General features: G+C 37.2%; 16 protein-coding genes. 9 read left to right on the plus strand and 7 right to left on the minus strand.

Annotated features, from left to right (window positions below; all coding sequences use genetic code 11):
• The first annotated feature begins 90 nt into the window (after nt 1-90).
• Complete coding sequence (locus tag AAY42_RS06770; protein ID WP_082433562.1) at nt 91-960, plus strand: AraC family transcriptional regulator; 870 nt, start codon at nt 91-93, stop codon at nt 958-960.
• Between the two features lies 1 nt (nt 961).
• Entirely contained in the window at nt 962-1,558 is a 597-nt protein-coding gene (locus tag AAY42_RS06775; protein ID WP_055393564.1) for an alpha-ketoglutarate-dependent dioxygenase AlkB family protein, read from the plus strand.
• A gap of 5 nt (nt 1,559-1,563) precedes the next feature.
• On the opposite strand, the gene AAY42_RS06780 is transcribed toward AAY42_RS06775, so the two are convergent.
• Nucleotides 1,564-2,331: a S1/P1 nuclease gene (locus AAY42_RS06780; RefSeq protein WP_055393566.1), complete on the minus strand. Its 768-nt coding sequence runs from the start codon at nt 2,329-2,331 to the stop codon at nt 1,564-1,566.
• A gap of 149 nt (nt 2,332-2,480) precedes the next feature.
• Here AAY42_RS06780 and AAY42_RS06785 point away from each other — a divergent pair, with 149 nt between their 5' ends.
• The 7 genes from AAY42_RS06785 to AAY42_RS06810 all read left to right on the plus strand — a co-directional run bounded on the left by AAY42_RS06785 (nt 2,481) and on the right by AAY42_RS06810 (nt 9,338).
• Complete coding sequence (locus tag AAY42_RS06785) at nt 2,481-3,341, plus strand: SPFH domain-containing protein (RefSeq protein ID WP_055393568.1); 861 nt, start codon at nt 2,481-2,483, stop codon at nt 3,339-3,341.
• 1 nt (nt 3,342) lies between these two features.
• The gene (locus AAY42_RS06790) at nt 3,343-3,843 is read left to right on the plus strand and encodes a DUF6141 family protein (protein WP_055393570.1); all 501 of its coding nucleotides are present in this window, start codon (nt 3,343-3,345) and stop codon (nt 3,841-3,843) included.
• Between the two features lie 2 nt (nt 3,844-3,845).
• Nucleotides 3,846-4,019, plus strand: coding sequence for a type II toxin-antitoxin system antitoxin (locus AAY42_RS17940; RefSeq protein WP_082433351.1), 174 nt, complete (start codon nt 3,846-3,848; stop codon nt 4,017-4,019).
• Between the two features lie 273 nt (nt 4,020-4,292).
• Entirely contained in the window at nt 4,293-6,491 is a 2,199-nt protein-coding gene (locus tag AAY42_RS06795; RefSeq protein ID WP_055393572.1) for a DUF5916 domain-containing protein, read from the plus strand.
• 1 nt (nt 6,492) lies between these two features.
• Nucleotides 6,493-7,290, plus strand: a complete 798-nt coding sequence (locus tag AAY42_RS06800) for a Cof-type HAD-IIB family hydrolase (protein WP_055393574.1) — start codon at nt 6,493-6,495, stop codon at nt 7,288-7,290.
• Between the two features lie 35 nt (nt 7,291-7,325).
• A complete protein-coding gene (locus AAY42_RS06805) occupies nt 7,326-8,588 on the plus strand; it encodes a DUF819 family protein (RefSeq protein WP_055393576.1) in 1,263 nt (420 codons plus the stop codon).
• A gap of 45 nt (nt 8,589-8,633) precedes the next feature.
• Nucleotides 8,634-9,338 (plus strand): DUF4369 domain-containing protein, encoded by a 705-nt coding sequence (locus AAY42_RS06810; protein WP_055393578.1) that lies wholly within the window; start codon nt 8,634-8,636, stop codon nt 9,336-9,338.
• Here the strand turns inward: AAY42_RS06810 and AAY42_RS06815 are convergent.
• From AAY42_RS06815 to AAY42_RS06840, 6 genes are all read right to left on the minus strand, one after another.
• The gene (locus AAY42_RS06815; RefSeq protein ID WP_055393580.1) at nt 9,335-9,607 is read right to left on the minus strand and encodes a hypothetical protein; all 273 of its coding nucleotides are present in this window, start codon (nt 9,605-9,607) and stop codon (nt 9,335-9,337) included. The genes AAY42_RS06810 and AAY42_RS06815 overlap by 4 nt on opposite strands.
• 24 nt (nt 9,608-9,631) lie before the next feature.
• Entirely contained in the window at nt 9,632-10,603 is a 972-nt protein-coding gene (locus AAY42_RS06820; protein WP_055393589.1) for a type I phosphomannose isomerase catalytic subunit, read from the minus strand.
• A gap of 46 nt (nt 10,604-10,649) precedes the next feature.
• Nucleotides 10,650-11,057 (minus strand): 6-pyruvoyl trahydropterin synthase family protein, encoded by a 408-nt coding sequence (locus tag AAY42_RS06825; RefSeq protein WP_055393591.1) that lies wholly within the window; start codon nt 11,055-11,057, stop codon nt 10,650-10,652.
• Nucleotides 11,054-11,587 carry an isopentenyl-diphosphate Delta-isomerase gene (gene idi / locus AAY42_RS06830; protein WP_055393593.1) on the minus strand — a complete coding sequence of 178 codons (534 nt, stop codon included), beginning with the start codon at nt 11,585-11,587 and terminating at the stop codon, nt 11,054-11,056. The genes AAY42_RS06825 and idi overlap by 4 nt, the downstream gene beginning before the upstream one ends.
• Nucleotides 11,588-11,655: 68 nt before the next feature.
• Nucleotides 11,656-12,594, minus strand: a complete 939-nt coding sequence (locus tag AAY42_RS06835; protein WP_055393595.1) for a PorP/SprF family type IX secretion system membrane protein — start codon at nt 12,592-12,594, stop codon at nt 11,656-11,658.
• A gap of 23 nt (nt 12,595-12,617) precedes the next feature.
• Nucleotides 12,618-14,639 carry an Ig-like domain-containing protein gene (locus tag AAY42_RS06840; protein ID WP_055393596.1) on the minus strand — a complete coding sequence of 674 codons (2,022 nt, stop codon included), beginning with the start codon at nt 14,637-14,639 and terminating at the stop codon, nt 12,618-12,620.
• Nucleotides 14,640-14,647: the final 8 nt, after the last annotated feature.

Raw genomic sequence — 14,647 nt, forward strand, 5'->3', positions numbered from 1 at the left:
GGTTAAAATAGAACATATTTTAGTTAATTTTGCATAGATGCTATCTAAAAACCCAGTATACCTTTACATAACTAATAGAAAATGGCAACAATGAATCAAAAACCTGCTTTTGAGGCAATTGCACCAAATTTTGGACATTCATTTACTTATCAAAAGTTTAGTGAAAGTCAAGAAAACAAGAATAACGGTTGGCATTACCACCCAGAATTGGAACTTGTTTATGTTAATGGCGGTTCTGGAAAAAGGCAAATTGGCAGTCACGTTTCCTATTATAGAAATGGAGACCTTATTCTTATAGGTTCCAACCTACCCCATTGTGGTTTTACGGACAAGCTTACTGGAAACAAGAGCGAAACAATAGTTCAAATGAAGCTTGACTTCTTGGGGAATGATTTCTTCAACATTCCAGAAATGAAGAACATTCAGAAATTGCTCGAGATTTCCAAAGGTGGAATAGCTTTCTCTGGAAAGACCAAAATGAAGGTTGGTGAAAAAATGGAAATATTGGAATACCAGACCGATTTTCAAAGATTACTTTCCATTCTAAACATCCTTAACCAGTTGGCCACATCACAGGAAATAAATGTATTGAATGCCGAAGGTTTTTCAATGGAGACCGAAGTTAAGGACAACGACCGTATCAATATTGTTTTTAACCATGTAAAGGCCAATTTTAAGGAAGACATTAGCTTGGATCAGATTGCGGATATGGTTAGCATGACGGTTCCATCCTTCTGCCGTTACTTTAAAAAAATTACCAACAAGACCTTTGTTCAATTTGTAAATGAATATAGATTAGTGCACGCTTCCAAGCTTTTGGCAGAACAACCCATAAGTATTACACAGGTATGTTATGACTGTGGATTCAACAATTTTTCACATTTTAATAAATCCTTCAAAGCTTTTACGGGACAAAATCCTTCGGATTACAGAAATCAGTTAAAAACAGTATTAAAATAGAATGGGGTTATTTTCAGAAAAAATGATTCTGGATTTACCTCAAAGCGATATTGTTTACTACCCAAATTTCTTCTCTTCGGAAAAAGCCACCACATATTTCAATCTATTGAAACAAACCATTTCATGGCAACAGGATGAAATTACAGTCTTTGGAAAAACATATGCCCAACCCCGATTAACGGCCCTTTATGGAAATAATGGGAAAACATACACCTATTCCAATATTACCATGCGGCCAAATCCATATACCCAAGAATTGCATCAAATAAAAACATTGGTTGAAAAAGAAATCCAGATAGAATTTTCAACCTGTCTTTTAAATTATTACCGGGATGGGAAAGATAGCAATGGATGGCATTCAGATGATGAAAAGGAATTGGGTGAAAATCCGCCAATTGCTTCAATTAGTCTGGGGACCGAACGTTTTTTTCATCTAAGAAACATTTCAGACAAAACGTTGAAGCACAAAATAGTATTGGAACATGGCAGTCTTTTGGTCATGAAAGGAGAAACACAGCATCATTGGCAACATCAAATTCCTAAAACCGCCAAAAAAATTGGAGAACGCATTAATCTGACCTTTCGGGCAATTAAATAGATTTTTTAATCAAAAAGGTCGTTCAATATCTTGGCCAACCTCAGCCCTCCACGCTGCAACTGTTGAAACAATACATCATTGTATTTGTATCCGTATTGGTAACCAAGCTTATCACCAACTTTTGCCGAACCATAAATCTCTCCGCATATTTCGTGGGATTCTTGAACCCAATCGTAGATGGTCCCTTCCTGTATTTTTTTTCGTTCTTTTCTAGAAACAATATCAAGCTCTGTGGCAAGTTCGGTATAGGTCATACCATAGGATTCAATTAAATTTTTATCCCAAACCCTATGAAGATTGGTTCCTTCTCCAAACCATTGCAATTGAATATCATTCCCTCCTTTGTCCTCTGCCCTACTCGCATGCATGGGCTGGTGCAGGTCCCCAATTAAATGAACCAGCATTTTCAAATAAAATACCCGATCTTCTCGAGGACTATTTTCATTCTTGACAATGGAAGTACATTTTTCTATGGCTACAATTAAATCTCCCCACTTACTTTTTTCAGAATCTTCATAACGCATATTCAGTGGATAATTGACATAATGCCAAGCGGAAAACTTGGAAAAGCTGCGATCCGCCTTTATTTCATCTGCAAATGTGGATACAAATGCCAAGCTATGCCCATCCAACAAATCATTCAAAGCCCGTTTGGCTTTTCCTGTTAAATGGTTTTCGGCAATATGCCCGGTGACCCTATGTCCTGTTTTTCCCCAGTAATTACTAAATCCAACTATTGGAATTAACAAAAAAAGGAGGGTGAGATTCTTCATTATTGATGTTTTTTCCAAAAATAGAAAACTGCAATTGATTACTTATATATTAATACAAGCATTTTAATGGAATCTAAGATCATATTTGGAAATATTATTTTAATATAATATATTTATGATATCATTTTAATATCACTAAATCAATTATTATGACGAACGAGAAAATAATCACTCCTTTAAATGGCTATTTCATGCTCTTTATCTCCTTAGCTTTATTTTTTGGAGGAATTGCCACTATTATATTAGGAGAATCTGCATGGCCAACTATCGCCATTTTTATTGGTTTGGTAATGGCCTTTGGTTTGGTTTTGGTAAACCCTAATAGCTCACGGGTTCTTTTGCTGTTTGGGAAATACGTGGGCACTGTAAAAAAGAACGGTCTCTATTGGGTAAACCCTTTATATTCCAAACGAAAAATCTCATTGCGGGCCAGTAATTTTGATAGTGAGCGGCTAAAAGTAAACGACAAGCTGGGGAACCCTGTAATGATCAGTACAATCTTGGTTTGGAGAGTTACTAACACCTATAAAGCGGCTTTTGATGTTGATGACTACAAAAATTTTGTGCGGGTCCAAACCGATGCAGCGGTTAGAAAATTGGCAAGTATGTACCCCTATGATAATTTTGCGGATGAAGGTATTGAGGAAGACATTACGCTACGTTCCAGTCTAAACGAGGTAAGTGAAGCATTAGAAAAGGAAGTACAGGAAAGATTGGGTATGGCCGGAATTGAAGTTTTGGAAGCAAGAATCGGCTATCTTGCTTATGCTCAAGAAATTGCCAACGCTATGCTAAAACGGCAACAAGCAACAGCGATAGTTGCTGCCCGACACAAAATTGTTGAAGGTGCGGTAAGCATGGTGGAAATGGCATTGGAAGAATTAAGTAGAAAAGAAATTGTTGATCTTGATGAAGAACGCAAAGCTGCTATGGTAAGCAACCTAATGGTAGTGCTATGCTCGGATAAAGATGCTTCCCCAATTGTAAATACAGGAACACTTAATCATTAATATGACATTGTTCACAGAAATACAACGATTCAATCAGTGGTGGATGCAGCTTATAAACTTTAGTGTCCTTGGTATTTTAGTATTTTTTTTCTATCGTTGGTATGTGCTGGGGAAAGCTGTGGATAAGGTAAAACCAGATGATTTTTATGGTCAGGCCGTGGTATCTGGCTCACTTATTTTTGCTTTTGCATTAATTTATTTGTTCAGTCTACGGACAAAAATTGACGAAAACGGTATACACTACAGGTTTATCCCCTTTCATTTAAACTTTAAGAAAATCTCTTGGTACAATGTTCAAGAATGCTATATAAGAGAATACAGTCCCATTAGCGAATATGGAGGGTGGGGCATAAAAATTGTTCCTTCAAAAAATAGTAAGGCATACACCACAAAGGGTACTATGGGAATACAGGTTGTATTGAAAAATGGGGAAAATATTTTAGTAGGTACGCAAAAATCCGATGAGGCTCAAAATATAATTAATAGGTACTTCAAGACTTAAAAATGAGTAAAAAAAAGGCATTTGCCCTTAGACTCAACGAAGATATGCTCAAGGCCATAGAAAAATGGGCTACTGATGAATTTCGCAGTACCAATGGGCAAATAGAGTGGATACTTATGAAAAGTTTAAAGGATGCAAAGCGGGAACCAAAAAAAAAGAACTTGGACAATGATTAAATTCCCGCGTTTTTTAGGATACTCTATGTGAAGTAAACTTCCCTGCCCAATACATTGGCACCATCCAGAAATCACTAAATCCTATTTTATATTGCCGCTGTACCCCTTGCGCTAATGTTCCAAAAGCTCAAAAAAAATGAAGGCTAATATCATTTAAGACAATCCATTCCATTTTTTATTGTTAATCCAATAAAAGAGAGAGGTTTGGAGAAATTTTGGGATTTTTTTAACTATGCTTCCTATTAAATTTGGGCAGCTAACTCAAACTATCCTATGTCCAAATTTCGTTTTGTATTCATTACAATACTCCTACCCTTTCTATTCTTCGCACAAACAGACAACAAAAAATTCACTGTAAAATTTATTGACCAACCCATTAAAATAGATGGAGTTCTAGATGAATCCGTTTGGCAGACAGCGGAAAGCGCGCATGATTTTCAACAGTACTTTCCTTCAGACTCTATTTTGGCCAGACAGCAAACGGACATGAAATTTTTATATAGCGAAACCACATTGTATGTGGGCATAAAACTTTCAACCGAAGGGGCTGATTATGTGATTCCTTCTTTAGAAAGAGATTACAGAGCTGGTGGCAATGACAATATAAGTTTAATGTTCGACACCTTCAACGATGGTACCAATGCATTTTTGTTTGGCTCAAATCCATATGGGGTACGGCGAGAAGCACTAATATCAGGCGGTGGTTTCCAAATTGAGGACTTTACCACATCGTGGGATGTTAAATGGCGGGGAGAATCAAAAATTTATGATGGCTACTATATCACCGAATGGGCAATTCCATTAACATCATTTAAATTTAAGGAAGGAGAGACCAAGTGGAGGTTGAATAGTTATCGATTTGATACACAATCCAATGAAACAAGTACATGGATGAAAGTCCCTCAAAACCAAATCATTTTTAACCTTGCCTTTATGGGCGATATGGTTTTTGAAAAACCACTGGGCAAATCTAGAACCCCTATAGCGATAATACCCTATGTAAATGCGTTGTCGCTCAAAGATTATGAAAACAGTGAAAGTACAAATGACATTAATTTTGGGGGCGATGCCAAAATTTCAATTGGAAACGGGATGAACTTGGATGTAACTTTAAATCCTGATTTTTCCAATGTAGAAGTGGATAATTTTTTCACGAACCTAACCAGATTCGAAGTTTCACTTCCAGAAAGAAGACAATTTTTTGTTGATAATAATGACCTATTTGGAACATTTGGAAGTAGTAGGGATTCCAATCCTTTTTTCTCCAGAAGAATTGGTATAGCAGAGGATTTGGATGAAGAAACCATAGAAAATGGGATTATTGGTGGAATCCGTTTAAGTGGTAAACTAAATGAAAATTGGCGTTTGGGCCTGTTGAACATACAGACCGAGGAAGATTTGGAAAATGAGATTCCCAGCAATAACAATACTGTTTTTGCATTGCAGAAAAAGCTTTTTTCAAGATCTAACCTTAGCTTCATATTTGTAAACCGCGAAACTTTTAAGGACTATGACTTTTTGGAAGAAACTGAAAGATATAATCGGGTGGTCGGTCTAGATTATAATTTGGCATCTTCAGACAATACCTGGGTAGGAAAGTTTTTTTATCATCAATCCTTTGCACATGAAATTGGTGATGATAACAGTACAGGTGGAGTTGACCTCCAATACAATTCCAGAAAAATGAACCTTGGTTTACGGGGCAATTTTGTGGGCAACGACTATAGAGCAGATTTAGGCTTTGTCCGTAGAAAAGATATAGTGGCAGCCAGACCCTTTGCCGAGTTCAATTTTTGGCCTGCAAAAGGGAAACTAAATTTCCATGGGTTTCAATTGTACCCAGAGGTGATTTGGATGCCCACGATGGATTACAAAAATACAGATTATAGATTTTTTTCAAGTTGGGCGGCACAGTGGAAATCACAGGAGCGATTTGAAATAAAAATGTTTAACCGATACACTTTTTTAACCGACTCTTTTGACCCCACAGACACGGATGGAGCTCTTGAACTTCCAGCAGACCAAGGGTATTATTACACCAATTTTGAAGTAGAATTTCAAAGTGACCGCAGGAAAGTCTTTTCATATGGTTTTGAACCTGGTTATGGTGATTTCTATAATGGCTCACGGTTTTCATTTGAAGGGGACATGAGTTTAAGACTGCAGCCCAAAGTGTTCCTATCGCTTGGTTTGAATTATGATAGCATTAACCTTCCAGACCCATATCCTAGTGCAGATATATGGTTGGTAAGCCCTAGAATCAATATCACTTTTAATAAGTCTATTTTCTGGTCAACCTTGGTACAATATAGCAATCAACGAGATAATTTAGGTTTCAATTCGCGGTTGCAATGGCGCTTTGCTCCACTTTCAGATTTGTTCATTGTTTATAATGATAACTATTTTGTAAATTCCTTTATGCCCAGAAGTAGGTCTATAAACCTAAAATTTACATACTGGTTGAATATTTAGGATGAATTATAAAATACTTTGTTCAGATTTGGATGGTACCTTATTATCCACAAAAAATGATGTTTCAGATTTCACTGTTTCAGAAATAAAACGCATAAAAAATCAGCTAAGAATCATTCTAGTATCCGCAAGAATGCCAAAGTCCATGACCTATTTGCAAAACAGAATGGACATACAAGAAAACCCTATTATCTGTTACAATGGTGCCTTGGTGATTCAGGGTGGGAAAGAAATAAGTTCTACATTAATTTCCATAACCAGCACAATTAAGTTGAACACTATCTGTAAATCCCATAAAATCAAACTAGGGCTGTATTATAAAGATGAATGGTGTGTGAGCGAGACATCGGAACGTGTAGAAAAGGAGATTTTCAACACAAAAGCCGACCCTACTTTTGAACCAACTGCACAAACTTTGGAAAGATGGAAGGAGGCAAATATTGGTCCACATAAAATAATGCTCATGGGAACAAAGGAAAGTCTGGATAATTTAGCTTTAGAATTACCCGAGGAGTTTTCAGCAGCAATGAATTTTTATCGCTCCAATGATACGCTTATTGAAGCAGCCCCTAAAACCGTTTCCAAACTTTCTGCCATCAAACTTTTATTGAAATCAAATGAATCCCTAACTGATGTTATCGCTTTTGGGGACAATTACAACGATTTGGAAATGCTTAAGAACGTAGGTCTTGGAGTTGCAGTTTCAAATGCACGTGAGGAAGTAAAAACAATTGCCAATAAAGTGACCCTAACCAACAAAGAAAATGGTGTTGCCCAATTCATCAAAGACCATCTTTGATTTTCCTATATTTGAAAATACCATAATAAAGCTTTATGAACCAACTACCATTTACTGAAGATACCGTCATCTTTGGACTTCTATGCCTCTGTTTAGGTTTTGTTTTCTATACATCGTCTATAAAAAAAGGTTTTTGGAAAAAATTCTATGGTATAGTGCCTACCGTACTTATGTGCTATTTATTACCAGCAATTTTGGCAAGCACGGGAATAGTCAGTGAAGAACAATCGCAGACCTATTATGTAGCAAGTAGATATCTTTTACCTGCGGCCCTTATTTTAATGACCTTGAGCATAGATCTTAAGGCCATAGTTAATTTGGGATCCAAAGCCTTGATCATGTTTTTAACGGGAACTGCAGGTATTATTATTGGTGGACCTTTAGCTATTTTGATCGTTTCTATTTTTTCTCCCGAAACTGTTGGTGGAAATGGGTTTGACGCTGTCTGGCGAGGACTTTCCACAATTGCCGGCAGTTGGATAGGCGGGGGGGCCAACCAAGCGGCAATGTTAGAAGTCTTTCAATACAACCCAAAAGAATTCTCGAAAATGGTTTTGGTCGATATTGTAATGGCCAATCTTTGGATGGCAATCCTTTTGTTGGGAATAGGCAAGACCAAAAAAATTGATCGTTGGCTAAAGGCGGATACCTCCTCCATCGAAGAATTGAAGGAAAAAGTGTCAGCCCATACAGCTAAAATTGCTAGGGTAACTTCTCTGCATGATTTCATGATGATGCTTCTTTATGCTTTTGCTGGAGTAGGTATTGCACATTTTTTAGGGCACCACTTTGCTGAATTTTTGGAAAACAGTTTTGAAGTTATCAGAAATAAAGAAAAAATACTTTCGTCCTTGGGTTCTAAATTCCTTTGGATGGTGGTGTTTGCCACAGCTATCGGTATTGGGCTATCTTTTACCAAGGCCAAAAATTATGAAGGGGCTGGCGCCAGTAAAATTGGCGGCATGTTCATATATATTTTGGTGGCAACCATTGGAATGAAAATGGATTTAGGTCGTGTTTTGGAAAATCCCGGTCTGATTGTGGTTGGACTTATATGGATAACAATACATGCCGGACTTTTGATTTTGGTCGCCAAATTGATTAAAGCACCTTACTTTTTTCTTGCCGTGGGAAGTCAGGCAAATGTGGGAGGAGCAGCTTCGGCACCCGTGGTTGCAGCGGAATTCCATCCCTCATTAACATCGGTTGGTATCCTTTTGGCAGTGTTTGGCTATGTGGTGGGTACGGGTGGAGCGTATTTATGTGCCCTGCTTATGGAAGTGGCTTCAAAAGTTTAATTATTAAATAAGTTTATGCATATTTGCCCTGCTTAAATTTCTCCAATGAAAAAAATTCTGTTTATAGTCGTGGTTGGGTTCGCCATTTTGTCCTGTGAAAAAAAGACAGAAAATACCATGACCGTTTCTGGAAATATAAAGGGTTTAAAAAAGGGGACTTTATATCTACAACACTTTCCTGATTCAACTTTAATTGTTTTGGATTCCTTGAACATTAAGGGTGATGGAGCGTTCACCTTTTCACATGAACTTGAAAGTCCTGAAGTATTCTACCTATATCTAAAAAAAGAGGATAATAATGATATTAATGATCGTATCACATTTTTTGGAGAACCAGGTGAAATCTTCATCAATACGGCATGGAATACTTTTGACACCGACTCCGAAATTTCTGGTTCAAAATCTCATGAGAAAATGATTGAGTTCACTGAGATGATGTCCAATTTCAATATTAAAACACTTTCATTGATTCAACAAGGTGCTTTGCCCGAGTTTCAAGAAGATTCCATTGCTATGGATTCCTTACAAAAACTTAGTGATCAAAATGTAGTGAACAGATATCGGTATACCTTAAACTTTGGATTGATAAATAGCGATTCTTATGTAACTCCATATCTTATGATTACAGAGGCAAAAGAAGCAAATCCAAAATATCTGGATTCGGTTTACAATTCGCTTACGCCAGAAGTAGCGTCCTCAAAATATGGAATGATATTTAAGGAGTTTTTGGATAAGCAGAAAACTGACTAATCGCCAAGTTTGTTCAACTCTTCAACAAGTCCGGTAGCTTTTTTTTCCAGTTCTACCCGAATCTTTTTAAAATGTGCTTTGCTATCCGTAACTTCTTTTTCATGAATCATGGACATAAGCTCGTCAAAAACCGCAATGGCTTTATCAATAATGACAGAACCTTCTTCGGAATCCTTGTTATTGGAGCCTGCCTCCCATAGGTAAACGGCTTCTATGATATCTCCTAAAACAAAATTGACATCTTTCTTTAAATCGCGAATACTTGCCATACAGTTATTTTTTCAAATGTACTATTAAATGGTAACTTCTAAAAGTTTGGCACCCTCAGTAATTATGTTGATCAAAGTGCTTGATGCTGCCAATAAAACCGTTTCTCCTTTTTTGATTGATGTACTGCCCCAATCATTTGATATTTCTGCAGCTCCATTCACACACATATAAATTGTGAATGAATCTCTATTTGTAACGTTTTGCTCTAAATCACCAGTTAAATCCATAAAATTGGTCTTAAAGTAAGGACAATCCACCATCGTATTTGCCGTATCCTTTGTTGTTGGGTAATTTACCTTAAAGTCGTCTTTTTGTTCGTAATCTATGGCATCAAGAGCTAAATCCGTATGCAATTCCCTAAGATTGCCATGAGCATCCTTTCTATTGAAATCAAAAATTCGATAGGTAAGATCTGAAGTTTGCTGTATTTCCGCCAGCACTACTCCGGCACCAATGGCATGGATTTTTCCAGTATTGATAAAAAAAGTATCGCCCTCGGTTACAGGTACATAATTCAACAAGTCGAGTAGAGTGTCATTTTCCAGACTTTCTGTATACTCTTCTTTGGTTACATCCTTATTGAAACCAATAATAAGATTGGCACCAGGATCAGTGTCCATAATATACCACATTTCAGTTTTTCCAAAGGAATTATGGCGTGATTTGGCAAGTTCATCATTGGGATGCAATTGAATGGATAAATCTTTTTTGGCATCTATGAACTTGATTAGAATGGGAAACTCTTCCCCAAACCTTTCTACAACACTAACCCCAAGAAGAGCTTTGGCATTATCATTTAGCAATTGCTGGAGTGATGTACCGGCCAAACTACCATTCGAGACTATGGAAACGTTGTCTTTTACAGCAGACAGTTCCCAACTTTCGGCCGCAGTATCAGTTGTACTGGGCTTGCCAAATAAATCTTTCAGTTTGGTTCCGCCCCAAAGTCTATAATGCATAATGGGATCAAACTTCAAAGGGTATAGTTCATTCATTACTTATATCAAATTAAATAGAAAACTTAAATTATTGATTGAGAATTTATCCAGAATAGGTTACAAAATTACGTGGAGTTTCATAAAGAAGCACTTCCAGTTCATTTGTTTTTTTTATATGGGGTCTAAGTTTGTTCCAAATGACCACAGCAATATTTTCAGCAGTTGGATTAAGATTCTTGAAATCAGGAACATCCTCATTAAGATTTTTATGGTCCAAAGCTTCTTCAACATGTTCTTTTATCAAATCCTTTAGCACTTTCATATCCATTACATAACCAGTTTCTTGGTCTATTTCACCCTTTACACTAACAATCAAATCGTAATTATGTCCATGATAATTGGGATTGTTGCATTTTCCAAAGACTTCGTCATTTTTCTCAAAGCTCCAATCTGACCTATAAAGCCTATGGGCAGCATTAAAATTTGCCTTTCTACTAACCTTCACTTTCATAGCTTATCAGTATTATCCATAATATGGTTGTAAAAGCGTTCAAAAATAATCTTGAACCAAGCTGTGTAATTATCAGGGTTCTCGGCTATATCTTTTTTGATTTCTGAAGGATGCATCCATTTCCAATCCGCTACTTCGTCTGGATTAATTTTGGGGAGTAGATTATACTTCCCCATCATAACATGATCTAGTTCATGTTCCGTTAATCCATTGTCAAAAGGGGCTTTGTATATAAATGAAAACAATTCTTTTAGTTCAGTTTCAAAACCCATTTCTTCTGATAAACGACGTTTTCCAGCTTCTATATTACTTTCGCCGTCCCTTTGGTGGCTGCAGCATGTATTTGTCCAAAGTAGTGGTGAATGATATTTGTCTTTTGCGCGTTGTTGCAGCATGGTCTGCCCACTATCGTTCATAATAAAAACCGAAAAAGCTCTGTGAAGAACAGCTTTCTCATGGGCTTCCATTTTAGGCATTAATCCAATAGGCTCATCAGCCTCGTTGACCAATATCACATTTTCCTCTTTCATAGGGTAAAAATATGACGTTTGTCAGGAAATAAATAAATAGAAGGTCTAAAATGTTATTAAAAATGCACTTAAAAGAAACGGGGAGATTTTAAATTACCAAGGTTTTTGATAAAGTCATAGCGAAATATCACTTCAAAAGACCCATCGTTGAAGGTTGTGGCTCCTAAGTCCGTAATCTCACGGTCATAAGCGATTCCAATGAATACTTCATCTGAAATTCTAAAACCTATGAGACCACTAAATGCTGCATCCCATCTATAGGCAATACCACCCACAAACTTTTCATTAAGCATAAAATTTGCTGATATATCTGCCTGCAAAGGTGCTCCTTGAACCATTTTGGCCAAAAGTGTTGGCTTAAATTTTAAGAATGGGTTTAAATCCCATACATATCCGGTGATGGCATACCAATTAATCTGTTCCGTTGCAGTCGAAATTGAAGATTCATCGAAATGGGTAGTTTCCAATAAACGCGGCACCGAAAGTCCAGCATAAAAACGTTCTGTATGATAGTATACTCCTGCTCCAATATTTGGTGAAAACTGATTTTGGATATCTCCTTGGGCTTGAAGCTGAGGATCAATCTCAAATTCATCCAACTCTGAAAATCGGATATCCAGCATGTGTGCACTGGCTTTTAGTCCAAAACTTAATTTGGCATCCAATGAAGTTTGAATTGTGTATGAAATATCTACATCAAAATAGGTTTCAGAAGTTGGTCCAATTTTATCATTGACTATGGATACACCCAAGCCAACCCCTCTATATCCCAATGGAGTATGAAGATTAAGGGTTTGTGTCTCTGGTGCGCCATCCAGTCCCAACCATTGGTTGCGGTACAAAGCTGCAATACTTAAATGACCTCTAGAACCCGCATATGCCGGATTAACACTGACTGTATTATACATGTACTGGGTGTACTGGGCATCCTGCTGTGCATAAATTGATGCACTAAAAGCAAAAACCATTGCAAAAACCAGGGTTTTAATTTTTTTGTTTATTCGCATTTTATCCACAGTACCAATTTATTTTATCTGTTGATATATAAGTAACCTGAAAGTTGTTTCACGTTTCCATTGGGGTCTTCATAATCTATAATATAGAAATACGTACCTACTGGAAGCTTGTTATCCTTATCTACTGTTACTCTTCCTTCGGAAGTGCCATCAAAGACATTTCCTGTTGTGTTGTATGCATTGGTTGCGTAGACCAGCACACCCCACCTGTTATAAATTTTTACTGTATTGTTTGGATAATCTTCTAAATTTCTAATTGTAAGCACATCGTGAATGCCATCTCCATTTGGAGTAATCACATTGATTACATCTATTTCATCAACTTGGGTAGGCCCCAAATCAGGATCTAAATAATTAGGAATATTGTCACCGTCTGAATCGTCATTGGCGTAATTTCCATCTTCATCCAAATCTTCATCTATGGTTTCAATACCATCATCGTCATCATCGGTATCCCTATAATCTGGAACACCATCAGTATCGGTATCCATTAGATCTATTGTAGGATCGTTTATTTCATCATTAACGTCCAAATCGATTACGGTACTTCCTTCAAAAGCATCATCAAGGCCATCATTGTCTTTGTCCGATCCAGTAATAGTAACATCAGCTATACCATCTTGGTCTGCATCATTACCTTCAATTATATCCGGAACATTATCATCATCACTGTCCTCATCAACATAATCTGGAATTAAATCATTATCCGTGTCCACCGGAATCAATCCAATATTGCCACCATTTTCATATACATCATCCAATCCATTGTCATTTGCATCAACAAGACTTGGTGCTATATAGCCTATTGTTTCTTGAGCCTCAACATTATCTGGAATTCCATCATTGTCACTATCAATATCCAAATAATCCGGTATGGTATCCCCATCTGTATCTGTTGGATTTGTTGTAGGATCATCATCCAAATCGGAGTTTAAATCTTCAAAAGCATCAACAATTCCATCATCATCTGCATCCAAATCAATCATAGGAACATTAACCATGATAGTAATGGTGGCTGTACTACAATTTCCAACTCCATCACAAATGGTATAATCCAAGCTGTCCGAACCTAGGAAACCTGCAGTTGGTGTGTAGGTAATAAAGTCATCAGAAGGGTCGCCTGCAGTTCCATTATCATTAAGGAATATAGTTCCATTTGCTGGACTCGTGGTAGTAATTGTTCCAGTAGTTGGTAAATCATTGTCGTTAGCAAGCATATCAATATCCACGGTAATATCTTGATCTGTGGCTACAGAATCGTCCAGGGCATCAACTATTGGCAAGACATCGACCGTTACCGTTGCTGTACTGCATGCACCAAAGGCGTTGCAAACCGTATAATCAAATGTGTCTGCGCCATTATAATCCGCATCTGGTGTATAAGTAACTATATCGTCTGTTGGATCATTGGCCGTTCCATTGTTATCTATTGCAATGGAACCATTCGCAGGGTCTGTTGTTGTTAATGTACCATCAGTTGGTAAATCTGAGTCATTATCAAAAATGGGAACTACTATGGATTCATCTTCATTTACAGTTATCAAATCATCAACCAAAATTCCAGCTTGACTCATACAAACTACAGTAAAGCGCGGTAGTTCACTAGTATTTCCTGCTTTTGAAATTGTTGCTGTATAGCGCATCACTGTTGGCGTGCTAGTTACAGTAGGTTGGGTTTGATCTCCTGTAACTGTAGGACTCCAACTCACGGTTGCCCCAGTTGGAATACTTGCTGTAATATCTAAAGTCACTTCATTATCAGGAGCAACGCAATCAGTCAAGATAAAGTATCCCGTTGCATTGGAACCACAAAGGGTTCCATCATAAGTTGCAAAATACACTCCTGGCTGCGTGGCTTCATAGAAGGAAGCTGTACTTAAAACAGTTCCTAAATCTGAAGCCTCGTACCATTGGTAATTACTCTCATCGCCACTATTAGGTGCTTGAAGTAAGAATTGTGCATTTAGAAAGCTCGTCCCAAAAATAAAGACGAATAATCCAATGAATAAAGACTTATGTAAAATGTTTGATTTCAAATTTCTTA

This window comes from Flagellimonas eckloniae (assembly GCF_001413955.1).
In the GTDB taxonomy this organism is placed as follows: Bacteria; Bacteroidota; Bacteroidia; order Flavobacteriales; family Flavobacteriaceae; genus Flagellimonas; species Flagellimonas eckloniae.

Excerpts from the sequence above, each read along its gene's own strand:
- AAY42_RS06770 (WP_082433562.1), top strand. The coding sequence starts at position 91 with ATGAATCAAAAACCTGCTTTTGAGGCAATTGCACCAAATTTTGGACAT.
- AAY42_RS06775 (WP_055393564.1), top strand. The coding sequence starts at position 962 with ATGGGGTTATTTTCAGAAAAAATGATTCTGGATTTACCTCAAAGCGAT.
- AAY42_RS06780 (WP_055393566.1), bottom strand. The coding sequence starts at position 2,331 with ATGAAGAATCTCACCCTCCTTTTTTTGTTAATTCCAATAGTTGGATTT.
- AAY42_RS06785 (WP_055393568.1), top strand. The coding sequence starts at position 2,481 with ATGACGAACGAGAAAATAATCACTCCTTTAAATGGCTATTTCATGCTC.
- AAY42_RS06790 (WP_055393570.1), top strand. The coding sequence starts at position 3,343 with ATGACATTGTTCACAGAAATACAACGATTCAATCAGTGGTGGATGCAG.
- AAY42_RS17940 (WP_082433351.1), top strand. The coding sequence starts at position 3,846 with ATGAGTAAAAAAAAGGCATTTGCCCTTAGACTCAACGAAGATATGCTC.
- AAY42_RS06795 (WP_055393572.1), top strand. The coding sequence starts at position 4,293 with ATGTCCAAATTTCGTTTTGTATTCATTACAATACTCCTACCCTTTCTA.
- AAY42_RS06800 (WP_055393574.1), top strand. The coding sequence starts at position 6,493 with ATGAATTATAAAATACTTTGTTCAGATTTGGATGGTACCTTATTATCC.
- AAY42_RS06805 (WP_055393576.1), top strand. The coding sequence starts at position 7,326 with ATGAACCAACTACCATTTACTGAAGATACCGTCATCTTTGGACTTCTA.
- AAY42_RS06810 (WP_055393578.1), top strand. The coding sequence starts at position 8,634 with ATGAAAAAAATTCTGTTTATAGTCGTGGTTGGGTTCGCCATTTTGTCC.
- AAY42_RS06815 (WP_055393580.1), bottom strand. The coding sequence starts at position 9,607 with ATGGCAAGTATTCGCGATTTAAAGAAAGATGTCAATTTTGTTTTAGGA.
- AAY42_RS06820 (WP_055393589.1), bottom strand. The coding sequence starts at position 10,603 with ATGAATGAACTATACCCTTTGAAGTTTGATCCCATTATGCATTATAGA.
- AAY42_RS06825 (WP_055393591.1), bottom strand. The coding sequence starts at position 11,057 with ATGAAAGTGAAGGTTAGTAGAAAGGCAAATTTTAATGCTGCCCATAGG.
- idi (WP_055393593.1), bottom strand. The coding sequence starts at position 11,587 with ATGAAAGAGGAAAATGTGATATTGGTCAACGAGGCTGATGAGCCTATT.
- AAY42_RS06835 (WP_055393595.1), bottom strand. The coding sequence starts at position 12,594 with ATGCGAATAAACAAAAAAATTAAAACCCTGGTTTTTGCAATGGTTTTT.